The 16,089-nt window shown below is 58.7% G+C and carries 18 protein-coding genes and 1 pseudogene; 15 read left to right on the top strand and 4 right to left on the bottom strand.

Features of this window, described 5'->3' with window-relative positions:
* Nucleotides 1-142 precede the first annotated feature (142 nt).
* From DD235_RS08395 to DD235_RS08370, 7 genes and pseudogenes are all read left to right on the top strand, one after another.
* Entirely contained in the window at nt 143-1,168 is a 1,026-nt protein-coding gene (locus DD235_RS08395) for a sulfate ABC transporter substrate-binding protein (protein WP_109061630.1), read from the top strand.
* 21 nt (nt 1,169-1,189) lie between these two features.
* Nucleotides 1,190-2,080: pseudogene (gene cysT, locus DD235_RS08390) on the top strand (sulfate ABC transporter permease subunit CysT).
* A complete protein-coding gene (cysW, locus tag DD235_RS08385) occupies nt 2,077-2,937 on the top strand; it encodes a sulfate ABC transporter permease subunit CysW (RefSeq protein WP_162300448.1) in 861 nt (286 codons plus the stop codon). The pseudogene cysT and the gene cysW overlap by 4 nt, the downstream one beginning before the upstream one ends.
* Nucleotides 2,934-4,010, top strand: coding sequence for a sulfate/molybdate ABC transporter ATP-binding protein (locus DD235_RS08380; RefSeq protein WP_109061628.1), 1,077 nt, complete (start codon nt 2,934-2,936; stop codon nt 4,008-4,010). Before cysW ends, DD235_RS08380 begins: the two co-directional genes overlap by 4 nt.
* A gap of 190 nt (nt 4,011-4,200) precedes the next feature.
* Entirely contained in the window at nt 4,201-4,944 is a 744-nt protein-coding gene (locus DD235_RS17045; protein WP_239990094.1) for a phosphoadenylyl-sulfate reductase, read from the top strand.
* A gap of 57 nt (nt 4,945-5,001) precedes the next feature.
* On the top strand, nt 5,002-5,910 hold the full coding sequence (gene cysD / locus DD235_RS17040) for a sulfate adenylyltransferase subunit CysD (RefSeq protein WP_239990093.1): 909 nt from the start codon (nt 5,002-5,004) through the stop codon (nt 5,908-5,910).
* Nucleotides 5,910-7,208, top strand: coding sequence for a sulfate adenylyltransferase subunit 1 (locus DD235_RS08370; RefSeq protein WP_109061627.1), 1,299 nt, complete (start codon nt 5,910-5,912; stop codon nt 7,206-7,208). The genes cysD and DD235_RS08370 overlap by 1 nt, the downstream gene beginning before the upstream one ends.
* A 35-nt stretch (nt 7,209-7,243) precedes the next feature.
* Here the strand turns inward: DD235_RS08370 and DD235_RS08365 are convergent, their stop codons facing one another.
* The gene (locus DD235_RS08365; RefSeq protein WP_146193475.1) at nt 7,244-7,888 is read right to left on the bottom strand and encodes a hypothetical protein; all 645 of its coding nucleotides are present in this window, start codon (nt 7,886-7,888) and stop codon (nt 7,244-7,246) included.
* 26 nt (nt 7,889-7,914) lie between these two features.
* On the opposite strand from DD235_RS08365, the gene DD235_RS16745 reads away from it, so the two are divergent.
* The 4 genes from DD235_RS16745 to DD235_RS08345 all read left to right on the top strand — a co-directional run bounded on the left by DD235_RS16745 (nt 7,915) and on the right by DD235_RS08345 (nt 10,134).
* Complete coding sequence (locus DD235_RS16745; protein WP_146193473.1) at nt 7,915-8,193, top strand: hypothetical protein; 279 nt, start codon at nt 7,915-7,917, stop codon at nt 8,191-8,193.
* Between the two features lie 117 nt (nt 8,194-8,310).
* Nucleotides 8,311-8,688 (top strand): 50S ribosomal protein L19, encoded by a 378-nt coding sequence (gene rplS / locus DD235_RS08355; protein WP_109061624.1) that lies wholly within the window; start codon nt 8,311-8,313, stop codon nt 8,686-8,688.
* Between the two features lie 131 nt (nt 8,689-8,819).
* On the top strand, nt 8,820-9,374 hold the full coding sequence (locus tag DD235_RS08350) for an AAA family ATPase (protein ID WP_109061623.1): 555 nt from the start codon (nt 8,820-8,822) through the stop codon (nt 9,372-9,374).
* 73 nt (nt 9,375-9,447) lie between these two features.
* On the top strand, nt 9,448-10,134 hold the full coding sequence (locus DD235_RS08345) for a CoA pyrophosphatase (RefSeq protein WP_420810459.1): 687 nt from the start codon (nt 9,448-9,450) through the stop codon (nt 10,132-10,134).
* Between the two features lie 133 nt (nt 10,135-10,267).
* Here the strand turns inward: DD235_RS08345 and rsgA are convergent, their stop codons facing one another.
* Entirely contained in the window at nt 10,268-11,161 is an 894-nt protein-coding gene (rsgA, locus tag DD235_RS08340; RefSeq protein WP_109061622.1) for a ribosome small subunit-dependent GTPase A, read from the bottom strand.
* On the bottom strand, nt 11,158-12,426 hold the full coding sequence (locus DD235_RS08335) for a M48 family metallopeptidase (protein WP_109061939.1): 1,269 nt from the start codon (nt 12,424-12,426) through the stop codon (nt 11,158-11,160). Before DD235_RS08335 ends, rsgA begins: the two co-directional genes overlap by 4 nt.
* 86 nt (nt 12,427-12,512) lie before the next feature.
* On the opposite strand from DD235_RS08335, the gene orn reads away from it, so the two are divergent.
* From orn to DD235_RS08315, 4 genes are all read left to right on the top strand, one after another.
* A complete protein-coding gene (gene orn / locus DD235_RS08330) occupies nt 12,513-13,055 on the top strand; it encodes an oligoribonuclease (protein ID WP_109061621.1) in 543 nt (180 codons plus the stop codon).
* A gap of 113 nt (nt 13,056-13,168) precedes the next feature.
* Complete coding sequence (locus DD235_RS08325; RefSeq protein ID WP_109061620.1) at nt 13,169-14,263, top strand: site-specific integrase; 1,095 nt, start codon at nt 13,169-13,171, stop codon at nt 14,261-14,263.
* A 61-nt stretch (nt 14,264-14,324) separates the two neighbouring features.
* Nucleotides 14,325-14,738, top strand: coding sequence for a TIR domain-containing protein (locus DD235_RS08320; protein WP_109061619.1), 414 nt, complete (start codon nt 14,325-14,327; stop codon nt 14,736-14,738).
* Nucleotides 14,735-15,616: a DUF4231 domain-containing protein gene (locus DD235_RS08315; RefSeq protein WP_109061618.1), complete on the top strand. Its 882-nt coding sequence runs from the start codon at nt 14,735-14,737 to the stop codon at nt 15,614-15,616. Before DD235_RS08320 ends, DD235_RS08315 begins: the two co-directional genes overlap by 4 nt.
* Before the next feature lie 71 nt (nt 15,617-15,687).
* Here DD235_RS08315 and DD235_RS16740 read toward each other — a convergent pair whose 3' ends face one another.
* Nucleotides 15,688-15,942 (bottom strand): helix-turn-helix transcriptional regulator, encoded by a 255-nt coding sequence (locus DD235_RS16740; RefSeq protein ID WP_146193471.1) that lies wholly within the window; start codon nt 15,940-15,942, stop codon nt 15,688-15,690.
* Between the last annotated feature and the right edge of the window lie 147 nt (nt 15,943-16,089).

Here is a 16,089-nt window from a genome sequence, read left to right as displayed (position 1 = left end):
TCCTTCTTTTATGTGCATGACGTGGGTGGATTTGTAGTGATTAGATCGTTTGGTAATAAACAATGGCAAAACGGTTCGTTCCGTTTTGTATCCGGCGCAGGCACCATCGCTGTTCACCTGTTTACATTTATGTGAGTCAGCCATGTCTGGAAAAAACCGTTTCATCCTGTCTGCACTGTTCGCCGCCTCCACGCTCCTGCCGCTGGCCTCGGCACCTGCAGCCGCGCAGCAAAACGAGCAAACCCTGCTGAATGTCTCCTACGATCCCACGCGTGAACTGTATCGCGTGATCGATGAAAAATTCATCGAAGCCTACCAGCAGCAGGCAGGCACCAAACTCACGATCCGCCAGTCTCATGGCGGTTCCGGTCGCCAGGCGCGCTCGGTGGTCGATGGCCTGGATGCCGATGTCGTGACGCTGGCGCTGGCCTACGATATCGACGCCATTGCCGATGCGGGTCTGCTGCCGCAGGACTGGCAGACGCGCCTGCCCGAAAACAGCTCGCCCTATACCTCGACCATCGTGTTCCTGGTGCGCAAGGGCAATCCCAAGGGCATCCAGGACTGGGACGATCTGGTGAAGGAAGGCGTGCAAGTCATCACACCCAATCCCAAGACATCCGGTGGTGCACGCTGGAACTACCTGGCGGCCTGGGCTTATGCACTGGAAAAGAATGGTGGTGACGAAGCCAAGGCCCAGGCATTCGTGAAAGAACTTTTCGAGCATGTGCCGGTGCTTGATACCGGTGCCCGTGGTGCGACCACGACCTTTGTCGAGCGCGGCCTGGGTGACGTGCTGCTGGCCTGGGAAAACGAGGCCTTCCTGGCCCTGAACGAACTGGGTCCCGACAAGTTCGACATCGTGGTGCCGTCGCTCTCGATCCTGGCCGAGCCGCCGGTTGCCGTGGTGGACAAGGTGGTCGATCGCAAGGGCACGCGCGCTGCCGCCCAGGCCTACCTGGAATGGCTCTACACGCCTGAAGCGCAGGAAATCATTGCCCAGAATTACTATCGCCCGACCAACGCCGAAGTGGCGAAAAAGTATGCCGACAAGTTCCCGGACCTCAAGCTGGTGACCATCGATGGCGAATTCGGTGGCTGGCGTGATGCGCAGAAGAAGCACTTTGCCGATGGCGGCACGTTTGACCAGATCTACCTGCCGCGCTGAGCCTATTTGGGATGACGTCGAATGAGTGCAGTCATTGATGCAATCGGCCACCGTCCCCCGCAAGGGGGACGTAGCCGCAGCCGGCGCGCCGGGGTGCTGCCTGGTTTCGGGCTGACCCTGGGTTATGCCGTGTTCTATCTCGGTATCCTGGTGCTGATTCCGCTGGCGGCTTTGCCGCTCAAGAGTGCCGAGCTGGGCTGGAGTGAGTTCTGGAGCGTCGTGACGGCACCCAGAGTGGTCGCTTCCTACAAGCTGACATTCGGTGCTTCGCTGCTGGCCGCGCTGGTCAATCTGGTGTTCGGGCTAGTCGTGGCTTGGGTGCTGGTGCGCTATCGGTTCCCTGGCAAGAAGCTGGTCGATTCTCTGGTCGACCTGCCTTTTGCGCTGCCGACGGCTGTGGCAGGCATTGCATTGACCGCGCTCTATGCCGGCAATGGCTGGCTGGGTGAACCACTCGAAAAATGGTTCGGCATCAAGGTGGCCTATACTCCGCTGGGTATCGTGATCGCCCTGATCTTCATCGGCCTGCCTTTCGTGGTGCGAACAGTGCAGCCGGTGCTCGAGGATATCGAGCGCGAGATCGAGGAGGCGGCTGTCAGCCTCGGTGCGCAACGCTGGCAGGTGTTCGCTCGCGTGCTGTTGCCCACGATCGCTCCGGCGTTGCTGACCGGTTTCACGCTGGCATTTGCGCGTGCCGTGGGTGAATACGGCTCGGTGGTGTTTATCGCCGGCAACATGCCGATGGTGTCCGAGATTACGCCGCTGCTGATCATTTCCAAGCTCGAACAGCATGACTACGCTGGCGCAGCGGCAATCGCTACGGTCATGCTGGTGTTTTAATTCATCCTGCTGCTGTTGATCAATCTGCTGCAGTGGAGTCAGGCCCGCCGGGGCGCAGGGAGGCAGGCATGAGTGTGATTACATTGTCCGTGCCGCGCCCCGCGCATCTGGATGAACCCAAGTGGGTCAAGGGCATTCTGTTGCTTGTGGCGCTGGGTTTCCTGGCGCTGTTCCTGGTGATTCCCTTGCTGTCGGTGTTTGCCGAGGCCTTCCGGCGCGGCGTTGACCTGTATTTCAAGGCCATTCTCGAACCCGATGCGCTGTCGGCGATCCGTCTCACGCTGCTGGTCGCGGCCGTGGCGTTGCCGCTCAACCTGGTGTTCGGCGTGGCGCTGGCCTGGGCAGTGACCCGCTTCCAGTTTCGCGGCAAGCAGTTGCTGATCACGCTGATCGACCTGCCGTTCTCGGTGTCGCCGGTGGTGGCGGGGCTGGTGTTCATCCTGCTGTTTGGCCGTACCGGCTGGTTCGGTCCCTGGTTGCAGGCGCATGAAATCAGCATCGTCTACGCGGTGCCCGGGGTGATCCTGGCCACGCTGTTCGTGACCTGCCCCTTTGTCGCGCGCGAGCTGATCCCGCTGATGCAGGCGCAGGGCAGCGATGAAGAGCAGGCAGCCCTGACCATGGGTGCCAGTGGCTGGACCATCTTCCGCAAGGTTACGCTGCCCAACATAAAATGGGGGCTGCTGTATGGCGCGATCCTGGCCAATGCCCGTGCCATGGGCGAGTTCGGCGCGGTCTCGGTGGTTTCCGGCCAGGTGCGGGGGCTGACCAACACCATGACCCTGCACGTCGAAATCCTTTATAACGAATACATGTTTTCCGCTGCATTCGCAGTCGCCTCGTTGCTGGCGTTGCTGGCCCTGCTGACGCTGGGTCTCAAGAGCTGGGTCGAGTGGCGCAATGCGCGTTCAACCAGAGAGCTGTCATGAGTATCGAAGTCAGAAACCTGTCGCGCCAGTTCGGGTCCTTCAAGGCCCTGGACAACGTCTCTCTCCATATCGACACCGGTGAACTGGTGGCTCTGCTGGGTCCTTCGGGTTGCGGCAAGACGACGCTGCTGCGCATCATTGCCGGTCTCGAGACTGCCGACAGCGGCAGCGTCTGGTTCGCGGGCGAAGATTCCACCGATGTGCATGTGCGCGAGCGACAGGTCGGTTTCGTGTTCCAGCATTACGCGCTGTTTCGCCACATGACCGTGTTCGAAAATGTCGCCTTCGGCCTGCGCGTCAAGCACCGTTCGGTGCGTCCGTCCGAAAGCACCATCCGAGCCAAGGTCAAGGAGCTCCTTGAGCTGGTACAGCTCGATTGGCTGGCGGATCGCTATCCTTCGCAACTGTCGGGCGGCCAGCGCCAGCGTATCGCCCTGGCGCGCGCGCTGGCGGTCGAGCCGCGTGTGCTGCTGCTCGATGAACCGTTCGGTGCGCTCGATGCCAAGGTTCGCAAGGAATTGCGCCGCTGGCTGCGCCACCTGCACGATGAATTGCATGTGGCCAGCGTGTTCGTGACCCATGATCAGGAAGAAGCCCTGGAAGTGGCGGATCGCGTCGTGCTGATGAACAGCGGCCGCATCGAGCAGGTGGGCACGCCGCGCGAAGTCTGGGAGAATCCGGCCACGCCCTTTGTGTATGGCTTCCTGGGTGACGTCAACCAGTTCCTTGGCAAGATCGAGGACGGGCAGCTCAAGGCCGATGGCTGGACGTTCGCTGCACCGGATTATGCGCAGGCGCACGGGCTGGAGGCGACCGCCTACGTCCGGCCGCACGAGTTCGACGTGGCGCATCGCGAGGCGGGTCGCGAGGGCATTCCGGTCAAGCTCAATCATGTGTACCTGGCCGGCCCTAGTGCCTATCTGGAACTGCGCCATGCAGACAATGGTCGCATCATCGAAGCGCAGATTCCCGAGAGCCAGTACCGTGAGCTGAATCTGAAGGAAGGGCAGGATCTGCTGGTGCGACCGCGCCAGATCCAGGTGTTTGCCACACCCTCCAAGGCAGCGGCCTGAATGCCGCAGGGGGCAGGCCGCTGATCGCACAGGCATGTGTCGGCTTCTGGCCGGTGCATGCCATTGACGCGATTTTTTCGGCAGGAGGCTGCGGACGCAAGCAGCCCATGCTGACAATATAACGGCCAGCAGCGCAAAAACGGATATTGATTCAATACTTTATGGGCATGATCAAATGACACGGCAGGATATGGATTCATCTGTTTCTGGCAACGTAGATGTCGTCTCAGGCGATGCGCGCCTGGCTGGGTTGTGGCGGGATCTGCAGGCCCGGCTGCAGGATGCGGCTGTCCGTTATCCCGATGCCGTGCTGTCCTCTTCGCTGGCGGCCGAGGATATGGTGCTGACGCATGCGATCCTGGCGAATCGGATTCCGCTAGGCATCTTTACGCTGGATACGGGTCGGCTCCATGCCGAGACGCTGGGTGTGATCGATGCGGTCAAGGCGCGCTATGGCTACGACATCGAAGTCTGGCGTCCCGATGCGGCTGCCGTCGAGGCTCATGTGGCCGAGCATGGTGCCTACGCCTTCTACGAGAGTGTGGAACTGCGCAAGGTCTGTTGCCAGATACGCAAGGTCGCGCCGCTCAAACGCGCCCTGGCCGGTCGGGGGGCCTGGATTACCGGGCAGCGCCGCGAGCAGTCGGCCACGCGTACCGAACTGCCCTTTGAAGAGCACGATGCGACCTTCGGGCTGTACAAGTTCAACCCACTGGCAGAGTGGCATTTCGACGATGTCTGGCAGGCCATCCGCAGCTTCGATATTCCCTATAACCCGCTGCACGATCAGGGCTATCCCTCGATCGGTTGCGAGCCCTGTACGCGGGCGGTGAAGCCGGGTGAGGATGTCAGGGCAGGGCGATGGTGGTGGGAGTCGTCGGACTCCAAGGAGTGCGGGCTGCATGCAGTCAATATCCTGCAGCGGCAGTCCTAGCCCACAGGATAACCAAGGTTTCAGATCAACCGGATTGATTCATAAAAAGGCATATACATGACAGGAGCCAGTATCAACAGTCACCTCGACTGGTTGGAGTCCGAGGCGATTTATATCCTGCGGGAAGTGGCGGCAGAATGCGAGCGCCCGGTCCTGCTGTTTTCGGGGGGCAAGGATTCGTGCGTGCTGCTGCGGCTGGCCGAGAAGGCATTTCGCCCCGGCCGGTTCCCGTTTCCCCTGATGCATATCGACACCGGCCACAATTTCGACGAAGTGATTGCGTTCCGGGACCGGCGTGCCGGGGAACTGGGTGAACGCCTGATCGTGCGCAGCGTGGAGGATTCCATCAAGCGCGGTACGGTGGTGCTGCGTCGCGAAACGGATTCGCGCAATGCCGCCCAGGCGGTGACGCTGCTGGAATCCATCGAGGAGTTCGGTTTCGATGCCTGCATCGGCGGTGCCCGCCGGGATGAGGAAAAGGCACGTGCCAAGGAGCGCATCTTTTCCTTCCGTGATGAGTTCGGCCAGTGGGATCCCAAGGCTCAGCGCCCGGAACTCTGGAATCTCTACAACACCCGCGTGCATCCCGGCGAGAACATGCGTGTGTTCCCGATCTCCAACTGGACCGAGCTGGATGTCTGGCAGTACATCGCACGCGAATCCATCGACCTGCCCGAAATCTATTATGCGCACCCGCGCGAAGTGGTCCGTCGCAACGGTCTGCTGGTGCCGGTCACGCCGCTGACCCGGCCGGGCGAGGGCGATCAGGTCGAGACGCTGTCGGTACGCTTTCGTACGGTGGGAGATATTTCCTGCACCTGCCCGGTGGCTTCCGAGGCCGCCGACGTGGAGGCGATCATTGCCGAGACCGCCGTCACCGATATTACTGAGCGCGGTGCCACGCGGATGGATGACCAGACCTCCGAGGCTTCGATGGAACGTCGCAAGAAAGAAGGATATTTCTGATGAGTACTCTGCAACAACTGACAGCCGCCGATCGTGGCGTGCTGCGATTCATCACGGCGGGTTCGGTCGATGACGGCAAGTCGACCCTGATCGGGCGCCTGCTGTACGACAGCAAGGGCGTATTTGCCGATCAGTTGCAGGCCATCGGACGTTCGCGCCATCACCGTGCCGGCGACGAAGAGTTCGACCTGTCGCTGCTGACGGATGGCCTGGAGGCCGAGCGCGAGCAGGGTATCACCATCGATGTGGCCTATCGCTACTTTGCCACGCCGACGCGCAAGTTCATCGTGGCCGATGCACCGGGACACGAGCAGTACACCCGTAACATGGTCACGGGCGCTTCGACGGCGCATGCCGTGATCATTCTGGTCGATGCCACGCGGGCCAGCGATGGCGAACTGCTGGTGCAGACCCGTCGCCACAGCGCACTGGCCCATCTGCTTGGCATCCGGCACATTGTCGTGGCCGTCAACAAACTGGATCTGCTGGACTGGGATCAGGCTGTATTCGAACGCATCCGCGACGCCTATGCGGCGCTGGCAGCCAAGCTGGGCATTGCCGGTTTCGAGGCGATTCCGATGTCGGCCCTCAAGGGCGACAACGTCGTGCGTGCTTCACAGCACATGTCCTGGTACCAGGGGCCGACGCTGCTGCAGTGGCTGGAAGGGATTGAGGTCCAGGAAAACGACCCGGCCCAGCCGCTGCGTTTTCCGGTGCAGTGGGTGGCGCGCCACAATGGCAGCCAGGCCGATGATTTCCGCGGTTATGCCGGCAAGGTGGCGAGCGGCACGCTCCGCCGGGGTGATCGCATTGTGGTGCAGCCGGCCGGTACGCCCGCCACGGTGGCGCGCGTACTGACGTTCGAGGGCGATGTGGAGTACGCCACGGCGGGCGTGGCGGTCACGCTGGTGCTGGCCGAGGATGTCGATGTTTCGCGTGGCGATGTGCTGGTGCATGCCGATGACACCGATGTGGCCGTGTCCCGAGAGTTCCAGGCGGATGTCTGCTGGCTTGACAGCCAGCCGCTCAATACGGCACGCAAATACCTGATCAAGCAGGGTACCCGGACCAGTGCGGCACGCATCAAGTCCGTTCATACCCGGCGCGATGTACAGGTGCTCGAGGAGCGCGAGGCCGATACGCCCACGCTGGCCATGAATGATATCGGTCGCATTACGCTGGCCACGCGCGATGCGCTGGTACTCGATGCCTACGATCAGTTGCCGGCGACAGGTGCCTTCATTCTGGTGGACGAGGCAACCTATCAGACAGTGGCGGGCGGGATGATCCGGCGCTGAGCAGCACGCGTCATGGATGGGTCACAGGGGCTGTCTCAGGGCAGCCCCTGTGCTTTGCGTGCCTGCAGAAAAAACCTGTCCTGTAGCTCCAGGGCTTCATTGTCCAGCATCAGGAGCGCATTGCCGTTGCCGGACAGAAACCGGATTTTTGCATGGTCTGCCCCGACATCGATGAATGGCCCGTGCTCGAGACTCATCAGGAACCAGTCTATTTGGTCGTGTGTTTTCTGATAGATAAAACCGCAGGAGCCGTGTGCCGAACATTCGCCGCCGACATAGAGCGCACCCCGGATGGTTCGGGTGAAAAGGGTAAATATGTCAGTCAGCTCTACATCATCCGTACCTATCGCTTTGCCATGGAGCAGACCTTCCGAAGTGATCCGGCAGGTCAGGAAGCCCGTGTCCTTGGTATATAGGCAGTCGGCGCAATAAAACGCTTCCTGCTGCACCAGTTCATGTATGTCTGGCACGATTTTTCCTGTTTTCATTGGCACCCTGTTTGCTGCGATACCGCTGCCCGATGCAGGCGGATGGCCTGTGTGCCTGGATTCTAGCTGCTGAGGACGACCTGGTTCATAAATTCGGCAGGCCCTGGCATGGTGTCGGTGCGTTCCTGATGCGCGGGAAAACAGTGTTTGCAAAAAATACTGTATTTTTATACAGTATTCATATTGCGGCATCGGTGCCGCCCATCTCGGAGAAGTCCATGAGCAGTGTCGTCCGCTCCACCGCCATGCTGTCATCTGTTTCCGTCTGGCCCGTTCCGGCACGGTACCGCATTCAGTCGGCCACCGAGGCCGTGGCTGCACCTGCTGCACCTGCTGCGTCGCGCCGTCGCGCATCTGTTGCCCGAGTATCCGTATGGCGGCGCTGCACGCAGGCCGTGGTATGTTACCGTACCGAAATTGTCGATACCGGACTGGCGCTGTTCGGCGTGGCCATGATCCCGCTGGTGTGCTGGGTTGGGTATGCTGCCGGCTTTTGATATTTGCCTATTGGCAGGGTAAGTAAGATGGTATAGAATTAAGGGCTTTTCGCATCCTCTGCTGGCGTTCTTCTCTTTCTACAACAACCCGCCAGGCAAGATGTCATGGAGTTTTCAATGAACCTGATTGCCATCATCGAGCAAGAAGAAATTGCCCGTCTGACCGAAGGTCGGACCATCCCCGAATTCGCTCCCGGCGATACCGTCGTGGTCAACGTTAATGTGGTTGAAGGTACCCGCAAGCGCGTCCAGGCCTACGAAGGCGTCGTGATCGGCCGTCGCAACCGTGGCCTGAACTCGGCTTTCATCGTGCGCAAGATCTCGTCCGGCGAAGCCGTCGAACGTACGTTCCAGCTGTATTCGCCCCAGATTGCCTCGATCGAAGTCAAGCGTCGCGGCGACGTCCGTCGTGCCAAGCTGTACTACCTGCGCGAGCGTTCGGGCAAGTCGGCTCGCATCAAGGAAAAGCTGGTGCGCAAACAAGTCCAGGCTTAAGCCGTTTTCCGGCCCTGGTGCCGGAATCCGCAAAAAAAGACGCCGCAAGGCGTCTTTTTTTTGTCCATCAGCATGTCGCTGCTGTATTCATCGCTGCAGTATTCGAGCAGAAAGTCAGGTCGAATAGGCCAATGAACCGTTTTGTCGTGATTTCAGGTTGCTCCGGCGGTGGCAAATCGACGCTGCTGTCCGAGTTGCAGCGGCGTGGCCATGCCGTTGTCGAAGAGCCGGGCCGTCGCATCATCCTGGAAGAGCAGTGTCGGGGTGGGCGTGCTGTGCCGTGGATCGATATGGCTGTGTTCCTGCGGCGAGCCATCGAGGTGGCGCTGGAGGACCGTGCTCAGGCCCGGCGCAATGCAGGCTGGACATTTTTCGATCGTGGGTTGATCGATGCAGCTGCTGCGCTGGAGGCGCTGTCGGGAGAGTCGTTGCTCGACACATTGGGGCAGCAGCATCGCTATCATGCGTGTGTGTTCCTGACACCCCCCTGGCCGGCGATCTACAGGCAGGATACCGAGCGTCGCCATGATTTCGAGGCAGCGTTGCTCGAGTACGAGAGATTGCGGCGTGCGTACCCTGCGCTGGGCTACGAGATCTCCGTGCTGCCCGAATGCAGCGTGGCGGAACGGGCCGATTTCGTGCTGGAACGCCTGGAGGGCGTTTCCATGCTCCGACCATTGTCGTAACATGCAGGAGTATTCATTCTTTTTGTCTGCCATGCCACAGTCCGCTGCCAGTCGTCGAGCCCCGCCGGTCGTGATGACTCGCTTTGACCCTGAAGCCCAGCCCTGGGAGTCTGCGTCCCAGGGTTTGCTGTCGCTGCCTGCCGATCTGCTGGAGCCGGCTGCATTGCGCGGGGTGCTGCGTATTCCGCCGCCGCCGGGATGGATCTGGAGTCAGGGAGATGGTGTCTTGCTGCGACCGTTGCCCGATGAGGCTCAGTTCGAGCCCGTGCAGGCGGCGGTGCTGATCCCGTTGGTCATGCGTGGCGATGGCCTGCATGTCATGCTGACCCGGCGTGCCGGGCACCTGCGCGATCATCCCGGTCAGATCAGTTTTCCAGGTGGCCGCATGGAGCCGTTCGATGTGGACACCACCGCCACGGCGCTGCGCGAGACCGAGGAAGAAACCGGCCTGGGCAGCGAGTTCATCGAGGTATTGAGTACGCTGCCTGCCTATCAGACGATTAGTGGCTACGTGGTGACGCCGGTGGTGGCGCTGGTGCGTCCCGGCTTTGAGGTGCGTATCGATCCGGACGAAGTGGAATCGGTGTTCGAGGTGCCGCTGGCTTTCCTGATGGATCCGGCTAATCACCGTCTGCACCGTTTCACGCCGCCTGATGGTCAGGCGCGACGCTATTACTCGATGCCCTGGGGCGAGTATTTCATCTGGGGCGCGACGGCCGCCATGCTGCGCAATCTCTACCGGAGGTTGTCAGCAGCCTGAGTGGTGCTTTCAGGATATAGGCATGAGCGCCTGCTCTTTGGGCGCGCAGCTACTGGGCCACTGACTTTGAAACTTTGAAAGCAGCCGCCTCCAGGCAATGTTGCAGAAGATGGTCTGGAGTGGTGGTGTGGCTTTATTTGTTCCGACCACGCTCCTGCAGGATACGGGCATACAGCGCGTGGCGTTCCTGCCCGATCTGTGCGTGATCAAGCGCCTGCAATACCTGGCAACCCGGCTCGTGCAGATGGGTGCAGTTATAAAAGCGGCAGTGCGCCGCATGCTCGGCAAATTCCGGAAAGCCCCGTTCGATATCCGAGTCGGATAGGTGGCTCAGGCCAAAGGCCTGGAAGCCCGGTGAATCAATCAGGTCGCCGTTGCCATCGGGCAGGTGGTACAGGCGCGTGCTGGTGGTGGTGTGCTTGCCGGTGCCCAGCGCTGTGGATATTTCACGCGTGGCGGCCAGGGCATCGGGCACCAGGGCATTGAGCAGCGTCGATTTGCCCATGCCGCTCTGGCCCAGCAGCAGGTTGGCCTGTCCATGCAGATAGGGCAGCAGCTTGTCGCGTGCGGCTTCCTTGTGGTGCGCGCACAGCTCAATGATGGGAACACCCAGCCGGTCGATATCGCTTAACTGGGCGCGGGCCTGCGCCAGCCCGTCCACCAGGTCGATCTTGTTCAGGATGATGAGGGGGCGAATATCGGCGCTCCAGGCACCGACCAGGGCACGGCCCAGCAGATCCACGGAGAAGGGGGGGGCCACGGCCAGGACGATCAGCAACTGATCGACGTTGGCGGCAAACACCTTGGTACGCATTTCGTCGGATCTGTAGAGCAGGTTGCGTCGGGGCTCGATGCGCTCGATGGCACCCTCGGCCTCGCCCTGCAGGCTGACCTGCACCCGATCTCCCACGGCAGCCTGGCCTTTCTTGCCGCGAGGAAAACAATGGCGCAGGCTGCCATCGGAAAATTCGACCGTATAGTGGCGACCATGCGCCGCGATGACCAGACCGCAGGTGATGCTGCTCATGCGGGCTGTGCTCCACCGGCAAGGCGCAGGCGTGCGATGCGCACGGCTGCTGGAGGATGGCTGTCGTAGAACGCCGAATGCAGCGGGTCGGGCGTCAGGGTGGCGGCATTGTCGTCATACAGTCGTACCAGTGCGGCGATCAGGTGATCGGCATTGCTCTGGCTGGCGGCATAGGCATCGGCCTGGAACTCGTCGCGGCGTGAGCCCATGTTGGTGATGAAGGCAAACGGGAAGGTAAAGACAGGGACGACCAGGCAGAACAGTACCAGCGCCATGGCGTGGTGCGATCCATTCAGCATGGGCGCGACGCCCAGACTGGCGTAGAACCAGAGTTGTGTCGACAGCCAGCCAAGCAGGGCGAAGAATCCCAGGCTCAGTGTGAAGCTGACGACAATCCGCTTGAGGATATGGCGGTGATGGAAGTGACCCAGTTCATGGGCCAGGACGGCTTCGATCTGGTCATGGTTCAGGCGCGAGAGCAGGGTGTCGAAAAACACGATGCGGCGCGCTTTGCCAAAACCGGTGAAGTAGGCATTGCCATGCGCCGAGCGCCGCGAGCCGTCCATGACGAACAGACCATCCAGAGGAAAGCCGCAGCGTGTCGCCAGATTGCGGATGCGGCCGGCCAGGGTCTCGTCCTCCAGTTGGGTGAAGCGGTTGAAGAGTGGCGCGATCCACAGCGGGAAGGCAACCAGCATCACCAGGTTGAACGCGACCCACAGCAGCCAGGCCCACAGCCACCAGAGCGTGCCGGCCTCCGTCATTAACCAGAGCACGGCGGCAGCCAGCGGCAGTCCGAGCAGCGTGGACAGTACGATATTCTTGGCCAGGTCGGAGAAAAACAGCGGCAGCGTCATCCGGTTAAAGCCAAAACGGGCCTCCAGGCGGAATTGCCGCCAGAGGGAAAAGGGCAGGCCGATCAGCATCATGATGACGCCCACGCTTGCCAGCAGCAGTAACTGTCGGATGAAATCATTGTCGATCCAGCGCATCAGGCCGAAGTCGATCGCCTGCAGCCCCCCCAGCAGCGTCAGGCCAACCAGCACGCCGGCATCGACGATACGCTCGATCAGGCCCATGCGTACCCGTGCGACCGTGTAGTCTGCGGCGCGCTGGTGGCTGCGCAGCGAGATCTGGTCTGCAAAGATAGCCGGTACCGCATCGCGATGATGCATGACGTGAGCAACCTGGCGACGGGCCAGCCAGAAGCGCAGGCTGGCATCAAGCAGCAGGAACAGGGCGAACAGCAGGGTGAAGAGGGTCATCTGGCCGGAGCAGGTATGCGAAAATAGCGGATTGATCAAACCGATAGTGTAAACGCGCACATCGCCGTTGAGGGCAAGGAAACCAAATGCAGAACGAAAACCGCCTGGTGTGGCTGGACATGGAAATGACGGGCCTCGATCCGGAAAAGGAACGCATCATCGAAGTGGCTGTGGTCGTTACCGAACCTGACCTGACCACGGTTGCGGAAGGTCCGGTCCTGGTGATCCACCAGCCTGACAGCGTGCTCGATGCCATGGATAACTGGAACAAGGGCACCCACGGCCGCAGCGGCCTGATCGACAAGGTCAAGGCCTCTACGTTGGACGAGGCGACTGCCGAGGCTCAACTGATTGCGTTTCTGTCGCAGCACATGCCGGCAGGCAAGTCACCGCTGTGCGGCAACACCATCAGCCAGGATCGCCGCTTCATGTTCCGCTATATGCCGAAGCTCGAGGCGTTCTTTCATTACCGCAATCTGGATGTCAGCACGCTCAAGGAGCTGTGCCGGCGCTGGAAGCCCGAGCTGATCAAGGGCTTCGAGAAAAAGACCCGGCATGAGGCATTGGCGGATGTGTATGAGTCTATTGATGAGCTGAAGTATTACCGCGAGCACTTCATCAAGTTGTAGGGTGTTGACCTTCGCATTGCGAACGCTAATTACAAGTCAATAAAATCAATGGTTTTTGACTGATTAACGGTTATTTGCCACAATTTTGCCACACTGATTTTGGACGTTGTGGCATGGCAACTTTTCGCAAGCGCGGCCCTTACCAATGGGAAGCGCAGATACGCAAGCGGGGCTACCCCGCGCAGAGTAAGACCTTCAACACCAAGGCCGAGGCGGAAGCCTGGGCCAAGATGATCGAATCCGAGATGGCGCGGGGCGTGTGGCTAAGTCGCGGCGAAGCCGAGTCCACCACCTTGCGCGAAGCCCTGGAACGCTACCAGGCCGAGATCGTGCCACACAAGAAAGGCAAGGTGCAGGAGGATTCCATCATCAGGATGCTGCTGACCCTGCCGCTGGCCCTTCGTCCCTTGGCGTCCATCCGTGGTGCCGACATTGCCAGCCTGCGCGATGCCTGGTTGCAGGACTACGCACCGGCCACCGTACTGCGCCGCCTGGCGGTGCTGTCGCATGTTTTCAGCGTGGCACGCAAGGAATGGGGCATGGAGAGCCTTTCCAACCCGGTCGAGGTCGTGCGCAAGCCTGCGGCCAATAATGCGCGTGTGCGACGTGTGGTGACACTGCAAGGGGCTGTGCTGGATGCCGGTGATGAGGCGCGACAAATACAGGATGGAGAGTTGGAGCGCGTGATGGCGGCCAGCTCTTCGGCGCTGCTGCCTTCGATCATTCGGCTGGCTGTGGAGACGGCCATGCGACGCGGGGAGATCGTAGGGCTGCGCTGGGAGCATATCGACTTGGAACGTCGCGTGGCGCATTTGCCGGCGACGAAAAATGGGAGTGCGCGGGATGTACCGTTGTCGTCCAGGGCGGTGGCTGTGTTGCAGGCACTGCGCGATGGGTTGGACGCCAAGGAACAGAGGCAAGGGGCCGTGTTTGCGGTGCGGCCTGATGGCGTGACGCGGGCGTTTGAACGCGCTGTACAGCGGGCGCGTGGGTGGTATGAGGTGGAATGCAAGGATGCCGGTACTCGGCCTCGGGATGGTTTTTTGGTGGATTTACGGTTTCATGATTTACGGCATGAAGCGACGTCTAGGCTGGCGGAAGTGTTTCCTATGCATGAACTGACGAAGATTACGGGGCATCGCGATCCGAGGATGTTGATGCGGTATTATCATCCTAGTGCAGAAAGTCTAGCCAAAAGACTTAAGTAAAGCTTTTTTCTGGTTTTTAGCTTGGTTTAATTATTTGGTGGAAATTATAAATTGGAGATTGATGGTGCCTTATTTGCATAATTATCGCTTATTCATTAGTCACGCATGGCGATATAGTGAAGGGTATACGCGTGCGGTTAGTTTTCTTAATGGTTCGCCATACTTTAAATGGACAAATTATTCAGTCCCCGAGGATAGACGGTTTGGCAATATGTCTATATATGCGCTAAAAGAAGAATTGCGCGATCAAATCCGTCCTGTTCAATGCGTGGTTGTATTGGCTGGGATGTATGCGGCACACAGCGACTGGATCCAATTTGAAATCGACTTTGCGAGATCTTTGAATAAGCCGATTCTTGGGATTGTGCCGTGGGGAGGGGAACGAACACCCCTGTGCGTTACTTTAGCTGCTAATAAAGTGGTGCGCTGGAACTCCAGCTCGATCATTTCAGGCATCAGGGAGATTACCCCTTGATAGAGAAAGAAATAAAATATCCGGCGCTCTACTCGGGAGCCAGCGATCTATCTAGAAAATCTCAGAGCGCATACCTTTGGTTGCTTCGCATGGAGTATAGTCTTCTGATTGTTGCGGCTTTTTTCTCGATGAATCAAAGTCCTGGTCGCATAATGGGCTATGCGCATGCTTTTATTTTTGTTGCCCTGGCGGGGCTGTTGATTTATAGATCAAAAACAAAGCCTGAGCAAGACTGGTATAAAGGGCGTGCACTTGCCGAATCAATAAAAACATCCACTTGGAGGTATTGCATGCGTGCATCACCATTTGGTGATGTTGCTGAAGTACGTATAAGGCGTGCGGAATTTAGAAATCATTTGCGTGAAATTTTGCAAGCCAATAGGCATATAGGCGATAGAATTCCTCCGGATTCTGCTGCGGATGATCAAGTTACTTCCTCTATGGATGAGGTTCGTGCCCTTTCTCTCGATAGTCGAAAAGAGTTTTATTTAAAAAAGAGAATTAAAGAGCAACGGGCTTGGTACGCCAGCAAAGCTGGATATAATAAAAAATGCTCTAGAAGATGGGTTGTTTGCTGTGTGGCCACTTATGGCTTGGCAATTGCTCTTGTGACAATTCGTCCGGCGTTTCCTGAGTGGAGCATTTGGCCATTCGAACCTTTAATTGTCTTGGCATCTTCAATTATTGGGTGGATGCAAATAAAAAAATTCAATGAACTTAACTCCGCTTACACACTTACTGCGCATGAAATAGGCATAATCCAAGGAAGAATCGAAGAGATTGATAGCGAGGAAGATTTCTCGGACTTTGTTAATGAGGCAGAACTAGCATTTTCCCGAGAGCACACGCAGTGGGTTGCGCGACAAAATTCAATCTGATTGATTTTGGCTGTATTTAATATTAATTTTTGTGCGAAATTCGGGGGTTCCGTGTGGGCTTGCTTTAGTGCTTAATATCTGATTTTTAAATTAGTGCTATTAAACTGGTGCTGCATGGAAATCCATGGCCTTGCTGTACTGATTCCCGCTTTCTCCAAATTATCAGCCAACGTGATATTTAGGGATTCGCATCCTGCTAGCACTGCTGCTAGGTACTCTGTTTCCACATCGAACTTTATTGCGGTGTCACTTAATGATGGTACCAATGAGGCCATCACATCTTCCTGAATGAGTTGTCCTGGATGTGGTGGATTTTTCATGGCCATATATCCATCCTGGTTCTTTAATTGCTGTGTCTTTACGGTGCCATTTTAGTATCGTGATCAGTAGTAGCGTGAGAGTGTCGCGGCCTGGCGGGTCGAGTCATGGATACTGTGCCAGCCCTCCAGCATCAGCCCCGTGTTATATTGCAC

The organism is Corticimicrobacter populi, assembly GCF_003123725.1.
GTDB lineage: Bacteria > Pseudomonadota > Gammaproteobacteria > Burkholderiales > Burkholderiaceae_B > Corticimicrobacter > Corticimicrobacter populi.
The sequence above is the reverse complement of the archived record's forward strand: the minus strand, read 5'-3'. Positions and strand labels throughout refer to the sequence as shown.